The organism is Brevundimonas sp., assembly GCF_036400995.1.
Lineage (GTDB): Bacteria > Pseudomonadota > Alphaproteobacteria > Caulobacterales > Caulobacteraceae > Brevundimonas.
Genome location: NZ_DASWWG010000040.1, coordinates 1 through 17,756, shown reverse-complemented (window position 1 = coordinate 17,756; position 17,756 = coordinate 1). Strand labels below are relative to the sequence as shown.

17 protein-coding genes are annotated in these 17,756 nt (G+C 68.7%); 9 read left to right on the top strand and 8 right to left on the bottom strand.

The features are described from left to right. Positions 1-44: 44 nt before the first annotated feature. Positions 45-1,298: a YihY/virulence factor BrkB family protein gene (locus VGE03_RS05655; protein ID WP_331045499.1), complete on the bottom strand. Its 1,254-nt coding sequence runs from the start codon at positions 1,296-1,298 to the stop codon at positions 45-47. A gap of 120 nt (positions 1,299-1,418) precedes the next feature. Between VGE03_RS05655 and VGE03_RS05650 the strand changes: the two genes are divergently transcribed. The 5 genes from VGE03_RS05650 to VGE03_RS05630 all read left to right on the top strand — a co-directional run bounded on the left by VGE03_RS05650 (position 1,419) and on the right by VGE03_RS05630 (position 5,739). Continuing rightward, positions 1,419-1,886, top strand: a complete 468-nt coding sequence (locus VGE03_RS05650; protein ID WP_331045498.1) for a surface-adhesin E family protein — start codon at positions 1,419-1,421, stop codon at positions 1,884-1,886. Positions 1,887-2,050: 164 nt separating this feature from the next. Then, entirely contained in the window at positions 2,051-2,959 is a 909-nt protein-coding gene (gene prmC / locus VGE03_RS05645) for a peptide chain release factor N(5)-glutamine methyltransferase (protein WP_331045497.1), read from the top strand. A 296-nt stretch (positions 2,960-3,255) separates the two neighbouring features. Next, on the top strand, positions 3,256-4,134 hold the full coding sequence (locus VGE03_RS05640; RefSeq protein ID WP_331045496.1) for a DUF4167 domain-containing protein: 879 nt from the start codon (positions 3,256-3,258) through the stop codon (positions 4,132-4,134). A gap of 140 nt (positions 4,135-4,274) precedes the next feature. Then, positions 4,275-4,925 carry a DUF4893 domain-containing protein gene (locus tag VGE03_RS05635; RefSeq protein WP_331045495.1) on the top strand — a complete coding sequence of 217 codons (651 nt, stop codon included), beginning with the start codon at positions 4,275-4,277 and terminating at the stop codon, positions 4,923-4,925. A 100-nt stretch (positions 4,926-5,025) separates the two neighbouring features. After that, positions 5,026-5,739 (top strand): DUF4893 domain-containing protein, encoded by a 714-nt coding sequence (locus VGE03_RS05630; protein ID WP_331045494.1) that lies wholly within the window; start codon positions 5,026-5,028, stop codon positions 5,737-5,739. On the opposite strand, the gene VGE03_RS05625 is transcribed toward VGE03_RS05630, so the two are convergent. The 3 genes from VGE03_RS05625 to VGE03_RS05615 are packed head-to-tail and all read right to left on the bottom strand — an operon-like array spanning position 5,732 to position 8,879. Next, a complete protein-coding gene (locus VGE03_RS05625) occupies positions 5,732-6,370 on the bottom strand; it encodes a DUF4240 domain-containing protein (RefSeq protein ID WP_331045493.1) in 639 nt (212 codons plus the stop codon). The genes VGE03_RS05630 and VGE03_RS05625 overlap by 8 nt on opposite strands. A gap of 5 nt (positions 6,371-6,375) precedes the next feature. Continuing rightward, positions 6,376-7,245: a tetratricopeptide repeat protein gene (locus VGE03_RS05620; RefSeq protein ID WP_331045492.1), complete on the bottom strand. Its 870-nt coding sequence runs from the start codon at positions 7,243-7,245 to the stop codon at positions 6,376-6,378. Beyond that, complete coding sequence (locus VGE03_RS05615) at positions 7,242-8,879, bottom strand: serine hydrolase (RefSeq protein ID WP_331045491.1); 1,638 nt, start codon at positions 8,877-8,879, stop codon at positions 7,242-7,244. The genes VGE03_RS05620 and VGE03_RS05615 overlap by 4 nt, the downstream gene beginning before the upstream one ends. A 217-nt stretch (positions 8,880-9,096) precedes the next feature. Between VGE03_RS05615 and VGE03_RS05610 the strand changes: the two genes are divergently transcribed. Beyond that, positions 9,097-11,358, top strand: coding sequence for a TonB-dependent receptor domain-containing protein (locus VGE03_RS05610; protein WP_331045490.1), 2,262 nt, complete (start codon positions 9,097-9,099; stop codon positions 11,356-11,358). A gap of 6 nt (positions 11,359-11,364) precedes the next feature. On the opposite strand, the gene VGE03_RS05605 is transcribed toward VGE03_RS05610, so the two are convergent. Then, positions 11,365-12,009 carry a LysE family translocator gene (locus VGE03_RS05605; RefSeq protein WP_331045489.1) on the bottom strand — a complete coding sequence of 215 codons (645 nt, stop codon included), beginning with the start codon at positions 12,007-12,009 and terminating at the stop codon, positions 11,365-11,367. 173 nt (positions 12,010-12,182) lie between these two features. Between VGE03_RS05605 and clpB the strand changes: the two genes are divergently transcribed. Then, the gene (gene clpB / locus VGE03_RS05600) at positions 12,183-14,771 is read left to right on the top strand and encodes an ATP-dependent chaperone ClpB (RefSeq protein WP_331045488.1); all 2,589 of its coding nucleotides are present in this window, start codon (positions 12,183-12,185) and stop codon (positions 14,769-14,771) included. Between the two features lie 25 nt (positions 14,772-14,796). Continuing rightward, positions 14,797-15,681 carry a DUF2971 domain-containing protein gene (locus VGE03_RS05595; RefSeq protein WP_331045487.1) on the top strand — a complete coding sequence of 295 codons (885 nt, stop codon included), beginning with the start codon at positions 14,797-14,799 and terminating at the stop codon, positions 15,679-15,681. Between the two features lie 202 nt (positions 15,682-15,883). On the opposite strand, the gene VGE03_RS05590 is transcribed toward VGE03_RS05595, so the two are convergent. After that, positions 15,884-16,267, bottom strand: coding sequence for a DUF2442 domain-containing protein (locus tag VGE03_RS05590; protein ID WP_331045486.1), 384 nt, complete (start codon positions 16,265-16,267; stop codon positions 15,884-15,886). Next, positions 16,260-16,508, bottom strand: coding sequence for a DUF4160 domain-containing protein (locus VGE03_RS05585; protein WP_331045485.1), 249 nt, complete (start codon positions 16,506-16,508; stop codon positions 16,260-16,262). Before VGE03_RS05585 ends, VGE03_RS05590 begins: the two co-directional genes overlap by 8 nt. 118 nt (positions 16,509-16,626) lie before the next feature. On the opposite strand from VGE03_RS05585, the gene VGE03_RS05580 reads away from it, so the two are divergent. Further along, on the top strand, positions 16,627-16,872 hold the full coding sequence (locus tag VGE03_RS05580; protein WP_331045484.1) for a hypothetical protein: 246 nt from the start codon (positions 16,627-16,629) through the stop codon (positions 16,870-16,872). Between the two features lie 73 nt (positions 16,873-16,945). On the opposite strand, the gene VGE03_RS05575 is transcribed toward VGE03_RS05580, so the two are convergent. After that, positions 16,946-17,756, bottom strand: an 811-nt coding sequence (locus tag VGE03_RS05575) for a S1 RNA-binding domain-containing protein (protein WP_331045483.1), incomplete at its 5' end; no start/stop codon positions are given.

Below are 17,756 nucleotides of genomic sequence, written 5' to 3'. Positions count from 1 at the left end.
CCCCGTGCTCTCGCCGCAGCCAGAGCATATCCGTCCGGCGGCGGCTAGGTGTCGCGCCGGATGCGCCGTCTCAGCAGCCGGTCTGACAGGGCTTCGGCGTGCTTCAGGGTGAAGGCCAGGGCCGCCGGATTGCCCCGGCGCGGTCCGACCGTATCGGCCACCACCGCGCCCCGGTCGCCGATGGCGCGCGGCTCGCCGGTGGTGGTGTCGATCGCCGTCTGGTGCTCGATCTCGGCGTTCAGTTCTGCGCCCATGATGACGATCTGCACCGTCAGCCAGGTCCACAGCAGGAAGCCCATCATCGCCGCCAGCGGGCCGTAGGAGGCGGTCCGCACGAAGGTCCCGATGTACCAGCTGAATCCCAGCGACAGGCACAGGCTCAGCAGGGCCGCGAAGATCGCGCCGGGGGTCAGCCACCGCCAGCGCGCCTTCTGGCGGCAAGGGCCGAAGCGGTAGATCACCGTCAGGGCGGCCATGTAGATCAGCAGCAGGGCTGGCCAGCGCAGCGGCGCCAGATAGCCCCACTCCTCGATCAGGCCGAGGAAGCCCAGCACCACCGGCACGCCCACCACCATCGCCGCTGACAGCAGCACCGCCAGCAGGCCGGACACGGTGAAGCCCATGCACATCAGATTGTAGTGGACGATATTGCGCCGCTCGACCTCGTGGTAGGCGATGTTCAGGCCGTAGAAGAGCACCTTGATCGCCCCGTTCGCGGTCCACAGCGACAGCACAAGGGTCCAGGCCAGGGTGAAGGTCAGCTCGGTGTTGGTGTTCTCGGCCAGCCGCTGCATCTCGGCGCCGAGGAACTCGGCCACCCCGGCGGGCAGCACCGAATAGAGGAACTGCAGCCGGTCCCATGCGCCGTTCGGATCGGCGAACAGGCCGTAGATGGTCACGAAGGCCGCCAGCGTCGGGAACAGGGACAGGACCACGAAGAAGGTCACCCCGCCCGCGACGAAGCCGACCCGGTCGCCGAAATAGGAAGCGCCGACACGCCAGAAGATGTCGGTCCAGCCCTTGCGCGGGATGTGTTCGGGCCGTCTCGCCATCCGGCCGCGACCAGGTTCCTTCGCCTCGAAGTCCTCGGGCGTCGGCGGGGCGGGGGGCAAGGGCTCCGGCCGGGGCGGCCGCAGCTCCAGCCCGTACTTGTGGCCACGCGTGTACAGCAGGTGCGCGGCTCCGGCCCCGGCGGCCAGACCGCCCAGGACCGCGCCGGCCACGCCCCACAGGCCCGGTCCGTCCTTGCGACCTGACCCCTTGTGTCCTGCGCCCTTGTGTCCCGACTGCCACTGCATCCGCGCCTCAACGGTCAAGCTGACGGGACGTTCCCCTGATCAAAGCTGTCTTCGCTGCCCGCGCGTCTTGCCGTTTTGCGAGAAGCCGTTCTAACCTGCTCGGATAACGGGGGATTTTCCATGAAAGCCGTCATCGCCGCGCTCGCGCTGTCTGTCGCCGCCGCCGGAGTCGTCCAGGCCCAGACCGGCCAGTGGACCCCCAGTTCGGTCAACGACAACTTCATTCGCGGGGTCAACCTCAGCACGGTGCGGGCCCGCGGCAACGTCCGCGCCTTCGACGCCGTCAGCGTCTATCGCGAGCGTCGCGACTTCGCCGGGCCCAGCGTCGACTACATGCTGATGCATTTCGAGATCGACTGCGCCGCCAACACCGTGCGGACCATCAATCTGCACGGCTATCTCGCCGACGGCTCCAGCGTCTTCTCGTCCAAGCTGAACGGTGACCCGGAGCCGATCGTCGAAGGCAGTATGTCGGACGGCGAGAAGGACACCGTCTGCGACGAGCCGTCCTCCGAGGTCCGCTACCCCAGCGTCCAGGAGTTCTTCCGCTGGGGCCGCGCCAGCGGTATCGCCACCTGGAACGGCTGACGCCGGGGTGACCACCTGTGCCGGGCCATGAGGATCGGGCCCGGCCTCTGCCGGCGGATGATGTCTTCGGGTTCGGGCCGCCCTCTGGGGCGGGGAAGCCTCCGCGCTGCGGGTCCTGACAGCAGACGCTTGAAATCCCCGCTTCGTCGGTCCAAGCCCTGCGCATGACCGACGCCGCCCCCGCCCGCACCCTCCTCACCGCCTGGAAGGCCGCCCAGGCCGACCTCAAGGCCGGGAAGATCGACAGCCCCTCCATCGATGCCCGCCTCCTGCTCGAGGTCGCGGCCGGCTGTTCGCGCACCGACATCCTGACCGACCCCTATCGCGCGGTCACCGATGAGCAGCAGGCGACGCTGGACGGCTACGTCGCGCGCCGCCTGAAACGCGAGCCGGTCTCGCGCATCCTCGGCCGCAAGGGCTTCTGGAAGATCATCCTGAACGTTACGCCCGACGTGCTCAGCCCGCGCCCGGACACCGAGGCCATCCTCGACGTGGTCCTGTTGGCCTATCAGCCACAGGATAGCTTCACCATGATCGACCTGGGCACCGGCTCGGGCGCCATCCTGCTGGCCACCCTGGCCGAGCGCCCGGCCGCCAAGGGCGTCGGCACCGACATCTCGACCGAGGCCCTGGCCGTGGCGCGCGAGAACGCCGCCAACCTCGATCTCGACAACCGCTGCGACTTCATCCGCACCGAATGGGCCGCCGGGTTCGCCGAGAACAGCTTCGATCTGGTGGTGTCCAACCCGCCCTACATCCCGTCGGACGACATCCCCGGGCTGGACCCGGAAGTGCGCGAGCACGACCCGCATCTGGCGCTGGACGGCGGGCCTGACGGTCTCGTCGCCTATCGCGAACTGGCTCCCGAAATCCGCCGCATCCTGAAGCCGGACGGCATCTTCGCCGTCGAGATCGGGTGGGACCAGGGGCCGCAGGTTCAGGCGCTGTTCGAGGCTGCGGGCTTCACCGACGTCATCGTGGTCAAGGATCTGTCCGACCGCGACCGCGTCGTCACCAACGGCCCGAACCCGCGCACCAACCCCATCCCGAAGATGTATCCGGAAGCGGGCTGAACGGGGGTCTCACAAACCCCCTTGGAAACGCCACAAACCCGCGCTAAGTCTTTGCCGTCTCCCACCAGAACACACGCCTCGAACCGGTCCGGTTCCTGACTCGCGCGCGTTCCGGACAGTGACGGTCGGGCCAGTCGCCCGGCGGACCACGGGCGACGACGGATTTCCGAACACATCGCCAGCGGGGAATAGGCCCCGCCCGAGACGGAACACCCCCCGGACGGATACCGAGCCTGAAGGCCCGGTCCGCCCTCCCCATCAAGGCACGGTAGCGTCCGATGAGAGATTTCAAGGGCATGAAGCGTCAACGCGGACGCAACAGGAAGCCCGGCGGCGGCGGCAACAACGCCAACGCCACCAACCCGAACCGTTCGTGGGACTCGCAGGGCCCCGAGAACATCAAGGTCCGAGGCAACGCCCAGACCGTCTATGAGCGCTACATGCAGCTCGCCCGCGACGCCTCCGCGTCGGGCGACCGCGTTCTGGCCGAGAACTACACTCAGCACGCCGAGCACTATTTCCGCGTCCTGCGCGCCCTGCAGCCGGCCCGCCCGGTCTCCGAGATCGCCCAGCGCGAGCTGGCCGGTCAGGGCTTCGACATCGACTTCGAGGACGAATCCGGCGCCCAGGCGGCCGCCATCCTCGCCGCCCAGCAGGCGGAAGCCGATCGCGCCGCCGAGCAGGAACGTCGCCAGCGCGAGCAGGAAGAGCGCCAGCAGGAACGCCAGAACAACGAAGGCCGCCGCGAGTGGCGCGACCGCGACGACCGCGAACCGCGCGAGCCGCGCGAACCCCGCGCCGAGGGCGAGGACGGCCAGCCGCGCGAAGGCGGCCGCCGCGAAAGCCGTCGTGAGCGCTGGGAGCGCCGCCGCGAGGAACGCAACCGCCGCTTCGAGACCGAGGCCGGCGGCGAAGGCCCCGTTGACGCCCCCGCGGGCGACGAGGCTCCGGCCGCCGTCGAGGCTGAACCGGTCGCCGCCGAGGCCGTGCCCGAGCGCGCGCCGCGCCGTCCGCGCCGTGAGGAGGCGTCTGAAGAGGCCGCCGCCCTGCCGGGCTTCCTGACCCGCTCGACGGCTCCGGCCGCCGCCGCGGCGGAAGGCGAGGAGGCTCCGGCCCCCAAGCGCGCCCGCGCCCCGCGGAAGCCCAAGGCTGAGGCCCCCACCGAGGAAGGCTGAGGTCCGCCTCCCGTCACGGGAGAAACCGTCGTTCGAACGTCCGCCCGGTGGCCCTCGTGACGCGAGGGCGCTTGACGGCGGGCGTCCGGACCGGTCCAACAGACCCGAGCCACGCCCTCAGCCTGAGTTCGGGAGCGCCCATGCCTCGCCTGATCCGGCTGTCGACCCTGATCGTCGGCGCCGTCCTGACCCTGTCCGCCTGCGCGACGCCGCCGGCGCCGCCGCCTCCGCCTTCGGGCGGTTCGGGCGCGACCCTGCGGGACTGGCGGGGGATCGTCACCGCCGCCGACCGCGACCGCTACGCGCGACGCGACGCCGCCTGGTCGCTGGCCCTGCAGCAGGCCCGTCGTCAGCGGGGCTCGGGCGACCTGAACAGCCTCGGCGAACTGATCGACCCGGACGCCCAGCGCCCGTCGGTCATTCCGCCCGCCGGCGACTATCGCTGCCGCACCGTCAAACTGGGGTCCCAGGGCGGCGAGGACGGCCTGGGCTATGTCATCTACGGCTGGTTCGCCTGTCGCATCGAGCAGACGCCCAACGGGCTGAAATTCGTCAAGCTGACCGGGTCCCAGCGCCCGTCGGGCCTGCTGTTTCCCGAAGACGACCGTCAGATGGTCATGCTCGGCTCCATGGCCCTCGCTTCCGAACCGGCCGCCAACTCCTACGGCCGGCGGCCCGACCGCGATCTGGTCGCCGTGCTGGAGCGGATCGGCGAGCGCCGCTGGCGGCTGGTGATCCCCTGGCCGCAGAACGAGTCCAACCTCGACCTGATCGAACTCATCCCGGCCTGATCCTCGCCTTTCGGGGGAGGGGGAGCGGTTTCCACCGCCTGCCCTGAAACCGCCCGGGCGCCCGACCGTTGTGCAAGCTCAGCCTTATGGAGCCTGCCCGATGCGGACCCTGATCGCCGTCGCCTCCCTCGCCGCCCTGCTCGCCGCCTGCGGCGAGAGCACCTCCAACCCGGACGGAAACGCCGCGCCCGCTACTGATCCGGCGCCGGTCGGGGAGCCCGCGCCGGCCCCTGAACCCACGCCCGCGCCGCCCGCCGGGGGCGAACAGGGTGGAGCCGCGAGTTGGCGCGAGGTCGTCTCCGCGGCGGATGCGAGCAACCTCGGACGTCTGGACCAGGCCTGGCGTCTGGGGCGCGCCGAGGCCGAGGACAAGGGCTTTGCGTCCGAAGTCGAGGCGCTGGGGCCTCTGGTCGATCCCATGGCCGGTCAGTCCGGCCGCCTGCAGCCCGCGCCCGGGACCTACCGTTGCCGGACGATCAAGCTGGGCTCGAAGAGCGAGGGCGGCCTCGCCTACCTCGCCTATCCCTTCTTCCGCTGTACGGTCGAACTGTCACCCGGCGGCGATCTGATCCTGACCAAGACGACCGGATCACAACGGACGCGCGGCCTGCTCTATCCGGATACGGACAATCGTCTGGTCTTCGTCGGCGCCCAGGCCTGGGGTCTGGATGAGACCGGCTACCCCGCCTACGGGCAGCAGCCCGAGCGCGACCAGGTCGGCGTGTTCGAACGGATCGGCCCGGAACGCTGGCGTCTGGTCGTGCCGTGGCCGCGCGTGGAATCGAAGCTCGAGATCCTCGAACTCGTCAGGTGACCTGACCCAGCGGACTCTCGCCGAAGCGGGCCCAGGTCTTCGGGAAGCGGGCGGCGAGCGCGGCGTCGTTTTCCTCGAACGGTTCTCCCGACGGCGCGCTGCCCGGCATGGTCCGGACCGCGGGCGGGGGCATGTCGTCGGGCGACCGGCCGGTCTTCTCGGCCCAGACCTCCATGGGGGCGTAGGTCAGATCCTCGAACTCGAGGACGTCCCGCCCGTCGAGCCCGGGCAGGTCCGCCAAGCTGTCCGGGTTCGACAGAACCTGTTCGAAGATGGCCTGTCCCCGCGAGATCAGCCAGCGGCGAAAGAAGTCAAAGCCGTCATCCGACGCGCCGCCGTGGGCGATGTAGGCGACCGCCCAGAGGTCCCAGGCGTAGGCGCGGGTCATCTGACGCTCGAAGGCGTCGCGAAAGCCCAGCACCTCATCCGCCGAGAGGTGGCCGAGGGCCTCATACAGGGCTTCCAGCTGAGCCTCGGGGTCGCCGTCGGCTTGCACGGTGTCGTCGATGATCGACCAGAACCGCGCATCGCTCATCGGGCTTTCGGCGCGGATGGCGGCGGGAGCGGCCGTCGTCGCCGTCGCGGGCGCGGTGAGGGCGGCGATCAGGGCGGCGAGCATCAGGGCCTTCATCCGGGTCAGCCCGCCTTCGGCGTGCAGGTCAGGGCTTCACGGTACAGGCTGCTTCCGGGCTCCAGACGACGGGCGACCGCCAGTTGGGCCTCGGCGTCCGCGCACCGGCCCAGTCGGGCCAGCACCGTGGCCAGGCTGTGCCGCACCGGCGCCAGCTCGGGCAGGCCCGCGACCGCGCCTTCGCAATAGGGCAGGGCCTCGTCCGCCCGTCCGGCCTCCACCAGGGCGTAGCAGTGATTGTTCTTCGACAGCGGATCGGCGGGGCGCAGGTCCAGCGCCGCCTTGCTGGCGGCGACCGCGGCCTCGTTCTCGCCGAGGGTGGTCAGCACCCCGGCCCTCTGGCTCAGGGCGACCCAGTCCGTCGCGGGCAGGGCCAGATACTGGTCCCGGGCGCGGCGGAAGGCCTCGGGATCGTCGTCCTTCATGATCGGCAGGATGATGCTCAGGATCGCGCCGCGCATCTCGGCGTTGATCGGCAGGATCAGGTTGGGCGGCGTATTGGCCGGCGGTCGTCCCTCAAGGAAGCCCCAGGCGATCCGCGCATCGGCCCGCGCCTCTTCCAGCCGCCCGCCGTAGCGCCGGGCGTCGGCGCGGAAGGTGTGGAAGGTCACGTCCGACGTCATGGAGAAGCCGTCGCGGTCCGCCTTGTCGTAGAAGTCCAGCGCCGCGCCCAGGTCGCCGCTCAGATAGGCGTCGGTGCCCAGATTCATCATGGCCAGCACATAGGCCGGGCTGCCCTCCTGCGCCGCCTCGGCGCAGGCCTGCCAGCTGACGAAGGTCGGCCCCGCGCAGACCGGCGGCACGGGCGCGTCCTGCGCCTGCGTGGCCGGCGTGGCGGTCATCAGGGCGAGCATCAGGGAGAACATCGGGGTCATGCCTTGGTCAGCCTCAGGTCGTGATAGTCGTAGCTGAAGTCCGCATCCGGGCTGACGGCCTTCATCGTCGCCGAGACGGCCACGCCGTTCTCGATCTTGAAGGTGACGAAGACGTCCTCCTCCCGCCTGTCGGTGAAGCGGGTGCGGAAGCTGTCGCCGTCATAGGGCTCCAGCGGCCCCTTCAGGGCATTGGTGCGGGTGAAATCGAGGTGCAGGGTGGTGCGCCGGTTGCGGCCGCGACCGGTGGTGCGGGGCTCGATGCGGATCTCGCCGTACCAGGGATCGACCCAGCTCCCCGCATAGGCCTCCAGCGGCAGGGACGGGGCCGCGCCCGCCGCCTGTTTCGCGTCGATCTCGGCGGCCGCGGCGATCGACTTCGCGTTGCCTTCCTGCGTCAGGCGCACGGCGTCGGCGATCCAGTCGAACCCGGTCTTGCCCATGATGATGTCGGCGATGCCGCTGCGCAGGGCGCGGGTGAGCTGGCTTTCCTCGGCGTTGGTGAAGTAGCTGAAGCCCGCGTTGCGGCCCGGCAGCAGGACGGTGCCCGACAGATAGCCGGGCGCGCCGCCGCCGTGGGTGATGAAGCGCTCGCCGCGATAGTCCATCACCTGCCAGCCGGTCGCATAGGTCGCCGCGATAGCCCGGCCCGGCGCGTCCGGCGTCGGCCCGCCCGAGCTTGAGACGATGATGTTGGGCCGCCACATGTCGTTCGAGCGCGCCTCGGACCACAACCGCGTCCCGTCGGGCAGGGCGCCCTTGTTCAGCTGCACCGCGATCCATTTGGCCCAGTCGACCGGATTGGTCGCGAAGCCGCCCGCCGCGCCCGCCGCCGACCAGTCCCAGACTTCCTGGATCGACTGGCCGATGGTCTGCATCGGGCCCTGATAGCGCAGCGGCGGCCCGATCCGGCCGTTCGGCAGGGCCGACTTCGCCGGGTCCGCCGAGGTCATCAGCGGCTTGGTCTCGGTCATGCCCAGCGGGTTCAGGATGCGGGTCTGGACGAAGTCCTCCCACGGCATGCCGCTGGCCGCCGCGACCACCTCGCCGGCCGCCACGAACATCAGGTTGCAGTAGTGGTACGAGGTGCGGAAGCTGTCCTCGATCGGCACGTTCGGGATGGCCGCCATGATCTCGGCCCGGGTGCGATTGCCGTTCGGCCAGAACAGCAGGTCCCCGGCGCCGAGGCCGAAACCGATCCGGTGGCTGACCAGGTCGCGCACCGTCACCAGATCATTCAGTTCCGGTTTCGACAGGCGGAAGTCGGGCAGATAGGTCCGCACCGGCTCGTCCCACTTCACCTTGCCCTCGTCGATCAGGATCGCCAGCGCCGCGCAGGTCACCGCCTTGGTGTTCGAGGCGATGGCGAACAGGGTGTGGTCGTCCACCGGCGATCCGCCGACGGAGCGGACGCCGTAGCCGCGCGTCAGGATGGGCTGGCCGTCCTTGACCACCGCGATGGAGACGGCGGGCTGTTCCGGGAAGGCGGCCATGGCGCGCTTCACGAAAGCGTCCACCTGCTCGGCCAGCGAGGCGCTGTCGTTGGCGGCGGTCTGCGCCCAGCCGGTCGCGGGCAGGGCGGCGGCCCCGGCGGCGGAGGACACCAGCGCCGCGCGGCGCGTGAGGCGAATGGACATGCAGGCGCTCCGGACTGAACTCTGCGGCGACGCTAGACCGCCGGGCGGATTTCGTCATCCCCTTCCGGGCATGCAGATCGTGCGGCGGAAAAATGTCCGTTGGTGGAGAAAACGTAATGAAATGAAAAAGATGTAACTGAGTCGCCGCCGCCCGCGCTGGTAGTTTCCGCGCTGAAACGGGGGCCATCAGGATCCCCGGACTCAGGATCCCGGGGCCATGACCAGAACCACCCTCATCTCGCTGCTCGCGCTCGCCCTGCCGGCCGGCGCGGCCGTCGCCCAGACCGCGCCGCAGACCCCGCGTCCTGCGGAAACGCCGGCTCCGGCTCCGGCGCCCGCCGCTCCGGCGGCCGCGACGCAGGAGACTCCGGCCGAGGACGCCGCCACCGAACTGGGCGAGACGGTCGTCCAGGCGCGCGCCAACGACATCCGCACCTCGGTCGACTCGATCAGCTACAACGTCGGCGAGGACCTGCAGACCGCCACCGGCACCCTGGCCGACGCCCTGCGCAACATCCCGTCGGTCGAGGTCGATCCGGACGGCAACGTCAGCCTGCGCGGCGACGCCGGGGTCACCATCCTCGTCGACGGCCGCCCCTCGGGCCTGTTCCAGGGCGAGAACCGCGGGCAGGTGATCCTGCAGATCCCGGCCGATCAGTACGCCCGCATCGAGGTCATGACCAATCCGTCGGCCGCCTATCGCCCGGACGGCGGCGGCGGTGTGATCAACCTGATCACCAAGCCCAACCGTCCCCGCGCCCAGCCGACCACCACCGGCTCTGTCCGCGCCAACATCGGCAACGACGACCGCTACAACATCGGTGTCAGCAGCGTGTTCAGCCGCGACCGCCTGACCCTGACGGCCGACCTCAACTATCGCAACGACACCTTCATCCAGTCGACCGACCGGGTCCGCACCCGCTACGACAGCGGCTCGGGCCAGTTCCTGGAATCGCGCAATACCCAAGCGGGCGACGGCTCGAACGACAACGTCTTCGTCCGCTTCTCGGCCGACTACCGCCCGACCGACCAGTACCAGCTGTACGGCGACCTCTACCATGTGGACGTCACCAGCGACGGCCTGATGCTGGACCAGTTCGAGGCCGACGCGGCCGGCGGCGGTATCGCCTCGGGCTATCGCCGCCTGTCGAACGGTGGGTTCGAGGGCCAGTTCTCGGGCGCGACGGCCCGTCTGGTGCGCCGCTTCGCCGACCAGGGCCACGAATGGTCCAATGAGGTGCGCTACAACCGCGGCCGCGGGACCTACGGCCACGACACCCTGGTCGACCAGCTGATCCCTGCCGCGCCGAACCAGTACGAGCGCGTCGACAACCAGAACAACAACGATACCCTCAACTTCGCCAGCGCCTACGTCCGGCCCTTCGCCAGCGGCGCCCGCCTGCGCATGGGCTATGAGCTTGAGTACAGCCGGCTCGAGCTGGACAATCTGGTCGCCCGCGGCGCCTCCGCCGGCGCCCTGACGCCCGACCCGCTGGTGTCCAACGCCTTCCACGTCGACCAGACGGTCCACGCCCTATACGGCACCTGGGAACAGCCGTTCGGTGACAAGCTGAGCGCCCAGTTCGGCCTGCGACTGGAACAGGCCAGTCTGGACCTCGACCAGGTCACCACCGGCATCACCGCCTCGAACGACTATTTCCGGGCCTATCCGACCCTGCACGTCTCCTATCAGTTGGCGGACGGCCAGACCCTGCGCGGCAGCTACAGCCGCCGGGTCCAGCGCCCGCAGCCGGGCGATCTGAACCCCTTCCTCAGCTACATGGACCCGCTGAACTACCGCTCGGGCAATCCGGATCTGGAGCCGCAGGAAACGGACTCGTTCGAGTTCAGCTGGCAGCGCCGGGTCGAGCAGTCCTTCTACGGCGTGACCCTCTACTACCGGGACACCCAGAACGCCTTCACTCCGGTCGTCAGCGACCTGGGCAACGGCGTCTTCCTGACCCGCACCGAGAACCTCGGCGCCCGCACCGCCACCGGCGTCGAGTTCGTCGCCAACGGCCGCCTGCACCCGACCCTGCGCTACAACGCCAGCGTCAACGTCTTCCATCAGGAAATCGACGCCTCGAACCTGGTCGGCGGCGTCAGTAGCGAGGGCGAGGTGGTCTCGGGCCGTCTCAGCCTGAACTGGCAGCCGACGCAGGAGGACTTCGTCCAGCTGTCGGGCGTCTGGACCGGCGAGCAACTGCTGGCCCAGGGCACGCGCGAGTCGACCCAGCTGATCAACCTCGGCTACCGCCGCAAGCTCAACGACACCCTGGCCCTCCAGCTGACCGTCCGCGACCTGCTGGACGAGTCGAAGGACATCACCGACTACGAGACCGACGCCTTCACCGACCGCACCGAGCGGGTGTTCGGAGGGCGCGTGGCCTTCATCGGCCTGACCTGGACCTTCGGCGGTCCGTCGCGCCAGCAGGACCCGCAGTTCGACTTCTCCGGACCGCAGCAGCAAGGCGGCTGACCCTCGTCAGGCCCGGGTCTCCCAGGCCATCCACAGGGCGACGGCGACAAGGCCCGCGGCCATCAGCGCCCTGAGCGCCGTCCCCTGCACCCGCGCGGTCAACAGGGGGGCGGCGCGGGCGGCGCCCAGGACGATGGCCGTGTGCACGACCACGGCCACGACCAGATGCAGGGCGCCCAGCGTCAGCGCCTGTGTCAGCGGCGCGCCGTGATCCGGGCGCATGAAGGTGGGCAGCAGGCCGACATAGAAGATTGCCGCCTTGGGGTTCAGCAGGTTGCCGGTCAGTCCGCGCAGGAACAGGCCGCGCCATCGCGCCGTCTCGACCTGTGCGCCCCCGGTATCCGCGGGCTCAGGGCGCCACGCCTCCCACGCCAGCCACAGCAGGAACAGCACGCCCGCCCACCGGACCAGCTGGAACAGGGGCGGCCAGGCCATCAGCGCCTGGGTCAGGCCGAAGGCGGCCGCCAGCATCCAGATCGCCAGCCCGACCGTCACGCCCGCCACCGCCGCCAGACCCGCGCGCCGGCCCTGCTCCAGCGACACCAGCGCCAGCCAGCCCATATTGGGGCCGGGGGTCAGCTCGATCAGCGCCACGGCCAGCAGGAAGGGCAGGATCACGCCGGGATCGACCGGCCAGGCGGCATGGGGCATCGGGCTCGACCTCCGCCGCCAGCCTAGCCGTTCCGCCGTCCCCTCGCCGTGTCTTTTGCGCGGCTCGGCTCTTGTGTGGCCACATCGACACACCCACGTTTGCGACATCTCAAGGCGTCGCTTCCAGAAAGGGCGCTGATGAGCACTCAATCCGCCTGACAGGGGATGTCCGCTTGAATCTCGACCTCTATTCCGACCGCGCCAAACAGGCCGTCCAGTCCGCCCAGAGCCTGGCTCTGGCGCGCCGCCACCAGCAGTTCGCGCCCGAGCACCTGCTCAAGGTGCTGCTGGAAGAGCGTGACGGCCTTGCCCGCAATCTGATCACCGCCGCCGGGGGCGACGCCCGCCGCGCCGAAGCCGACGTCGAAACCGCCCTGTCCAAGCGCGCCCAGGTCTCCGGCGGTTCGGGCCAGCTCTATCTGGACGGCGACACCGCCCGCGTCTTCGCCACCGCCGAGGCCTCGGCGAAGAAGGCCGGCGACGCCTTCGTCACCACCGAACGCCTGCTCGGCGCCCTGGCCCGCGAGGGCGGGGTGGCCAAGACGGTCCTGTCCGCCGCGGGCGTCACCCCCGATGCGCTCGACGCCGCCATCACCGAGGTCCGCAAGGGCAAGACCGCCGACAGCGCCGCGGCCGAGGACGGCTATGACGCCCTCAAGCGCTACGCCCGCGACCTGACCCTGGCCGCCGCCGACGGCAAGATCGACCCGGTCATCGGCCGCGACGAGGAGATCCGCCGCACCATCCAGGTGCTCGCCCGCCGCACCAAGAACAACCCCGTCCTCATCGGCGAGCCCGGCGTCGGCAAGACCGCCATCGTCGAGGGCCTGGCGCTTCGCATCGTCAACGGCGACGTGCCCGAAAGCCTGCGCGACAAGACCGTCATGGCGCTCGACATGGGCGCCCTGATCGCCGGCGCGAAATATCGTGGCGAGTTCGAGGAGCGGCTCAAGGCCGTGCTCAACGAGACCGCCGCCGCCGAGGGCGGCATCGTCCTGTTCATCGACGAGATGCACACCCTGGTCGGCGCCGGAAAGGGCGACGGCGCCATGGACGCCTCCAACCTGCTCAAGCCCGCCCTGGCGCGCGGCGAGCTGCACTGCGTCGGCGCCACGACGCTGGACGAGTACCGCAAGCACGTCGAGAAGGACGCGGCCCTGGCCCGTCGCTTCCAGCCGGTCTTCGTCTCCGAGCCGACCGTCGAGGACACGGTCTCGATCCTCCGTGGACTGAAGGAGAAGTATGAGGTCCACCACGGGGTCCGCATCTCCGACAGCGCCATCGTCGCCGCCGCCACCCTGTCGAACCGCTACATCACCGACCGCTTCCTGCCGGACAAGGCCATCGACCTGGTCGATGAGGCCGCGTCGCGCGTGCGCATGGCCGTCGATTCCAAGCCCGAGGCTCTGGACGAGATCGACCGCCGTCTGGTCCAGCTGAAGATCGAGCGCGAGGCCCTGAAGAAGGAGACCGACAGCGCCTCCCAGCACCGCCTCGAAAAGCTCGAGGACGACATCGCCGACCTGGAGGGCCAGTCCGACGACCTGACCGGTCGCTGGAAGGCTGAAAAGGAGAAGGTGGGGCAGGGGGCGCAACTGCGCGAAACCCTCGACCGCCTGCGCGCCGAACTGGCCGCCGCCCAGCGCGCCGGCGACCTCGGTCGTGCGTCCGAGATCGCCTACGGCCAGATCCCGCAGATCGAGAAACAGCTGGCCGAGGCCGAGGCCAACGAAGCCGACAAGTCCGGGCCCCTGACGCCCGAGGTCGTCGACGCCGAACAGATCGCCGCCGTCGTCTCCCGCTGGACCGGCGTCCCGGTCGACAAGATGCTGGAGGGGGAGCGCGAGAAGCTGCTCAAGATGGAAGACGCCCTGCGCGGCCGCGTGGTCGGTCAGGACGACGCCCTGATCGCCGTCTCCGACGCCGTCCGTCGCGCCCGCGCCGGCCTGAACGACCCCAACCGCCCGCTGGGCAGCTTCCTCTTCCTGGGGCCCACGGGCGTCGGCAAGACCGAGCTGACCAAGGCGCTGGCCGACTTCCTGTTTGACGACGAGGCCGCCATCACCCGCCTCGACATGTCCGAATACATGGAGAAGCACTCCGTCAGCCGCCTGATCGGCGCCCCTCCGGGCTACGTCGGCTATGACGAGGGCGGCGCCCTGACAGAAGCCGTCCGTAGGCGGCCCTATCAGGTCGTCCTGTTCGACGAGGTCGAGAAGGCCCACCCCGACGTCTTCAACGTCCTGCTCCAGGTCCTGGACGACGGCCGCCTGACCGACGGTCAGGGCCGCACCATCGACTTCCGCAACACCCTGATCATCATGACCTCCAACCTGGGCTCCGAGGCGCTGGCCAACCAGTCCGAAGGCGAGGATGTGGAAGCCGTGCGTCCCTTCGTCATGGAGGCCGTCCGCGCGCACTTCCGCCCGGAGTTCCTGAACCGCATCGACGAAATCATCCTCTTCCGCCGCCTCGGCCGCGAACAGATGGGCGGCATCGTCCGCATCCAGCTGCAACGGTTCGAGAAACTGCTGGCCGACCGCCGCCTGACCCTCGCCCTGGACGACACCGCCGCCGCCTGGCTCGCCGACAAGGGCTACGACCCGGTCTACGGCGCGCGTCCCTTGAAGCGGGTGATCCAGAAGGAACTGGTCGACCCGATCGCGCGGAAGCTGCTGGCCGGGGAGATCGAGGACGGGTCTGTGATCGCCGTGTCAGCGGGGGCGGAAGGGCTGGAGATCGGGAAGGCGCGGGTGCATTAACCTACCACGACATAGAGAACCCAGCATGATCCCTGAGCGCCTATTCGAACCATCGGACGAGCGGGTCTTGTATCACTATTGCTCGCCAGAAGCGTTCGTTAGCATAGTCAAAAATAAGACTGTCCGATTCTCTGACATCAATATGATGAATGACGCGGAGGAAGGCCGGTGGGGATATCAAGTCTGGCTTGAAGTTGCGAATAAGCTGCTGGCTCCCGGGCCCCAAATAGGCCTGCCGGAGCCTGTCGGCCTAGATTTCATTGATGCTGTGGATAGCTTCTGGAGCGTATCAGGCGTCCGGTTGACGTCTTTTATTGCAGCATTTTCGAAAGATGCTGACAGCCTCAGTCAGTGGCGAGCTTACGCGGACGATGGTCGGGGGTATGCAGTTGGATTCCGATCATCGGCCCTGAGGAGGCTGCCAATTCAGCTTCTCGAGGTCTGCTACGATCTCGATCAGCAAGTTCGCGAGATGCTTATCAGTGTGTCCGCTGTATTCTTAGAGTGGTTGGACAAGGGCCGAGATTTCGATCAGCCATGGTTTCGGCAGCGGTGTCTTGAGCTCGCTATGTCGTCGATCGCTTTCAAGAATCCGGCGTGGCGCGATGAGCAGGAGGTTCGGTGTCAGCACGTTGTAAGTGTGGATATTAGCGAGTCCGGCTGGATTCTTCGTGACGATGGCGGAGAGTCCGAAGGGCAACCCATCGCAGGAGTTCCCGTCGAGTTCCATATTAGGAACGGCTCTATCGTTCCCTATATCGACTTGCCTTTCGATCCCACGCGGGACCCAATTGCGGAAATCATGATGGGTCCAAAATGCCCGAACAGTCCGGGGAACGTGCTCTTTCTTCTTGGGAATAGCGGCTTGGGCCGAATTCCACTGCGCGGTGCTGGAGCCGCTTACAGGTGATGGCTGCAATCAGGTCGTGATTGGATAGACGCCACCCGGAACGGAAACCACCCTTCATCCCCTTGCCGAGACCGTCGCCGGGCGGTAGGAGGGCGTCGAGGACGCGCCCTTGCTGGTTGACTCCCTCCGGCCGTCCGGCAGCCTCGCCTGCAAGGGATTGAAGGGCAATTCTGCCAGCGGGAGCGTCATTGCCCGCCAAGGCTTACGACCCCGCCGCCACCTTCCTCGGCCGCCCACCCTTTCGACCATTCTCCCGCGACGCCGCCGCCCGCGCTTCCCGGCGCGACCAGTCAATCGGGCCGAGGAAGGTTTCGATCAGGCGCGGGACCGAGAAGTCGGCATCCAGCCTCGGGAAGTGGATCGCATTCCCCACGCCCTCCACGGTGACGACCGCCAGGTCGTCCGGCGTGGCGTCGCGCAGGCCTTCGATGGCGTCCGGGGCGAAGGCCAGTTCCAGCCCCGTGCTCAGCGTGATCCGGACCAAGCCCTTGCCGGGCGAGAACCGGGCCGACACGGCGCGCGGGGTCGTGGTCTTCCGCCGCGCGTCTGCGAAGGCTTCGGCGGTCGGTGTCTGAAACTCAGCCATGAATCCGGCTCCATGCGGCGCAGCAGTCGTCGAGCCGGGCGGCGATCTCCTCGCCGAGTTCGACGATGTGCCTGAAGGCCCAGTCGCCTTCGTAGTCCCACAGGGTCACCGGCCCGTCGGGGCAGTTCAGACGGTACCGCGCCTCACACCCCTTGCCGAGAACATGGACGTGCGAGGGCGGATGATCGTTCGAATAGACGACGACCCTGTAGCGGCGCTGACTATGGAACACCGTGGCCATGGGGTCAAGAAACCTGAATAGCCTCTAGGTTTTTGGACTTACTCCTGACGCAACCACAGCGATTGCATGAAATCAATCTACAAGGGATTGTCGGGGTCCCCACCCCTGGAGGTTCCCCATGAAGATCCTGCTCGCCGCATCCGCCGTCGCCCTGCTGACCGCCGCGCCGTCCATCGGCGGGGCCGCCACGCCGCAGACCAGTCCGCAGTACCGTCAGTGCGTCGTCCAGAACATGCAGGCCTGCTATCCGCGTGACGGGAACGGGAACATTTACCGCCCCAGCCCCGACACGCCCGAGGGCGTCACCTTCGAGGCCTGCGCCGCCGCCGTCCGCGCCGACTGCGCCGCCCTCTATCCGGGCTGAGGCTCCGCTCAACGAAAAAGGCCCCGGCGTTTCCGCCGGGGCCTCGTTCAGTCAGCGCTGACGCGCGGGACGCTTAGTCCCGGCGACGGCGGCCGCGGTCACCGCCGCCGCCTTCACGCTTCGGACGGCCGCCGGTGTCTTCGGCCAGCGGGGCTTCGCCACGCTCGGCGCGCTCGGCGTTGATCTTGTCCGTCAGGTCTTCACCCGTGGCCTGATCAACGACCTTCATCGACAGCTTGGTCTTGCCGCGGTCGTCCAGGCCCAGGAACTTCACCTTGACCTCCTGGCCTTCCGACAGGACGTCGGCCGGGTTGGCGACACGCTCCAGGGCGATCTGCGACACGTGGACCAGACCGTCCTTGGCGCCGAAGAAGTTCACGAAGGCGCCGAAGTCGACGACCTTCACGACCTTGCCGGTGTAGATGGTGCCGACTTCCGGCTCCGAGACGATCGACGAGATCCAGGCCTTGGCGGCGTCGATCTTGTCCTGTTCCGAGGCGGCGATCTTCACCGTGCCGTCGTCCTCGATGTTGATCTTGGCGCCGGTCTTCTCGACGATCTCGCGGATCACCTTGCCGCCGGTGCCGATCACTTCGCGGATCTTGTCGACCGGGACCTTGATGGTCTCGATCTTCGGGGCGAACTCGCCCAGCTCGGTGCGGGCGCCGTCGATGGCCTTGTCCATCTCGTCGAGGATGTGCATGCGGCCGGCCGACGCCTGGGCGATGGCCTTCTTCATGATTTCCTCGGTGATGCCGGCGACCTTGATGTCCATCTGCAGCGAGGTGATGCCGTCACGGGTGCCGGCGACCTTGAAGTCCATGTCGCCCAGGTGATCTTCGTCACCCAGGATGTCCGACAGGATGGCGAACTCGCCCGACGGC

Coding starts and splice junctions, on each gene's coding strand:
- VGE03_RS05655 (WP_331045499.1), bottom strand. CDS start 1,298: ATGCAGTGGCAGTCGGGACACAAGGGCGCAGGACACAAGGGGTCAGGT.
- VGE03_RS05650 (WP_331045498.1), top strand. CDS start 1,419: ATGAAAGCCGTCATCGCCGCGCTCGCGCTGTCTGTCGCCGCCGCCGGA.
- prmC (WP_331045497.1), top strand. CDS start 2,051: ATGACCGACGCCGCCCCCGCCCGCACCCTCCTCACCGCCTGGAAGGCC.
- VGE03_RS05640 (WP_331045496.1), top strand. CDS start 3,256: ATGAAGCGTCAACGCGGACGCAACAGGAAGCCCGGCGGCGGCGGCAAC.
- VGE03_RS05635 (WP_331045495.1), top strand. CDS start 4,275: ATGCCTCGCCTGATCCGGCTGTCGACCCTGATCGTCGGCGCCGTCCTG.
- VGE03_RS05630 (WP_331045494.1), top strand. CDS start 5,026: ATGCGGACCCTGATCGCCGTCGCCTCCCTCGCCGCCCTGCTCGCCGCC.
- VGE03_RS05625 (WP_331045493.1), bottom strand. CDS start 6,370: ATGAAGGCCCTGATGCTCGCCGCCCTGATCGCCGCCCTCACCGCGCCC.
- VGE03_RS05620 (WP_331045492.1), bottom strand. CDS start 7,245: ATGACCCCGATGTTCTCCCTGATGCTCGCCCTGATGACCGCCACGCCG.
- VGE03_RS05615 (WP_331045491.1), bottom strand. CDS start 8,879: ATGTCCATTCGCCTCACGCGCCGCGCGGCGCTGGTGTCCTCCGCCGCC.
- VGE03_RS05610 (WP_331045490.1), top strand. CDS start 9,097: ATGACCAGAACCACCCTCATCTCGCTGCTCGCGCTCGCCCTGCCGGCC.
- VGE03_RS05605 (WP_331045489.1), bottom strand. CDS start 12,009: ATGCCCCATGCCGCCTGGCCGGTCGATCCCGGCGTGATCCTGCCCTTC.
- VGE03_RS05595 (WP_331045487.1), top strand. CDS start 14,797: ATGATCCCTGAGCGCCTATTCGAACCATCGGACGAGCGGGTCTTGTAT.
- VGE03_RS05590 (WP_331045486.1), bottom strand. CDS start 16,267: ATGGCTGAGTTTCAGACACCGACCGCCGAAGCCTTCGCAGACGCGCGG.
- VGE03_RS05585 (WP_331045485.1), bottom strand. CDS start 16,508: ATGGCCACGGTGTTCCATAGTCAGCGCCGCTACAGGGTCGTCGTCTAT.
- VGE03_RS05580 (WP_331045484.1), top strand. CDS start 16,627: ATGAAGATCCTGCTCGCCGCATCCGCCGTCGCCCTGCTGACCGCCGCG.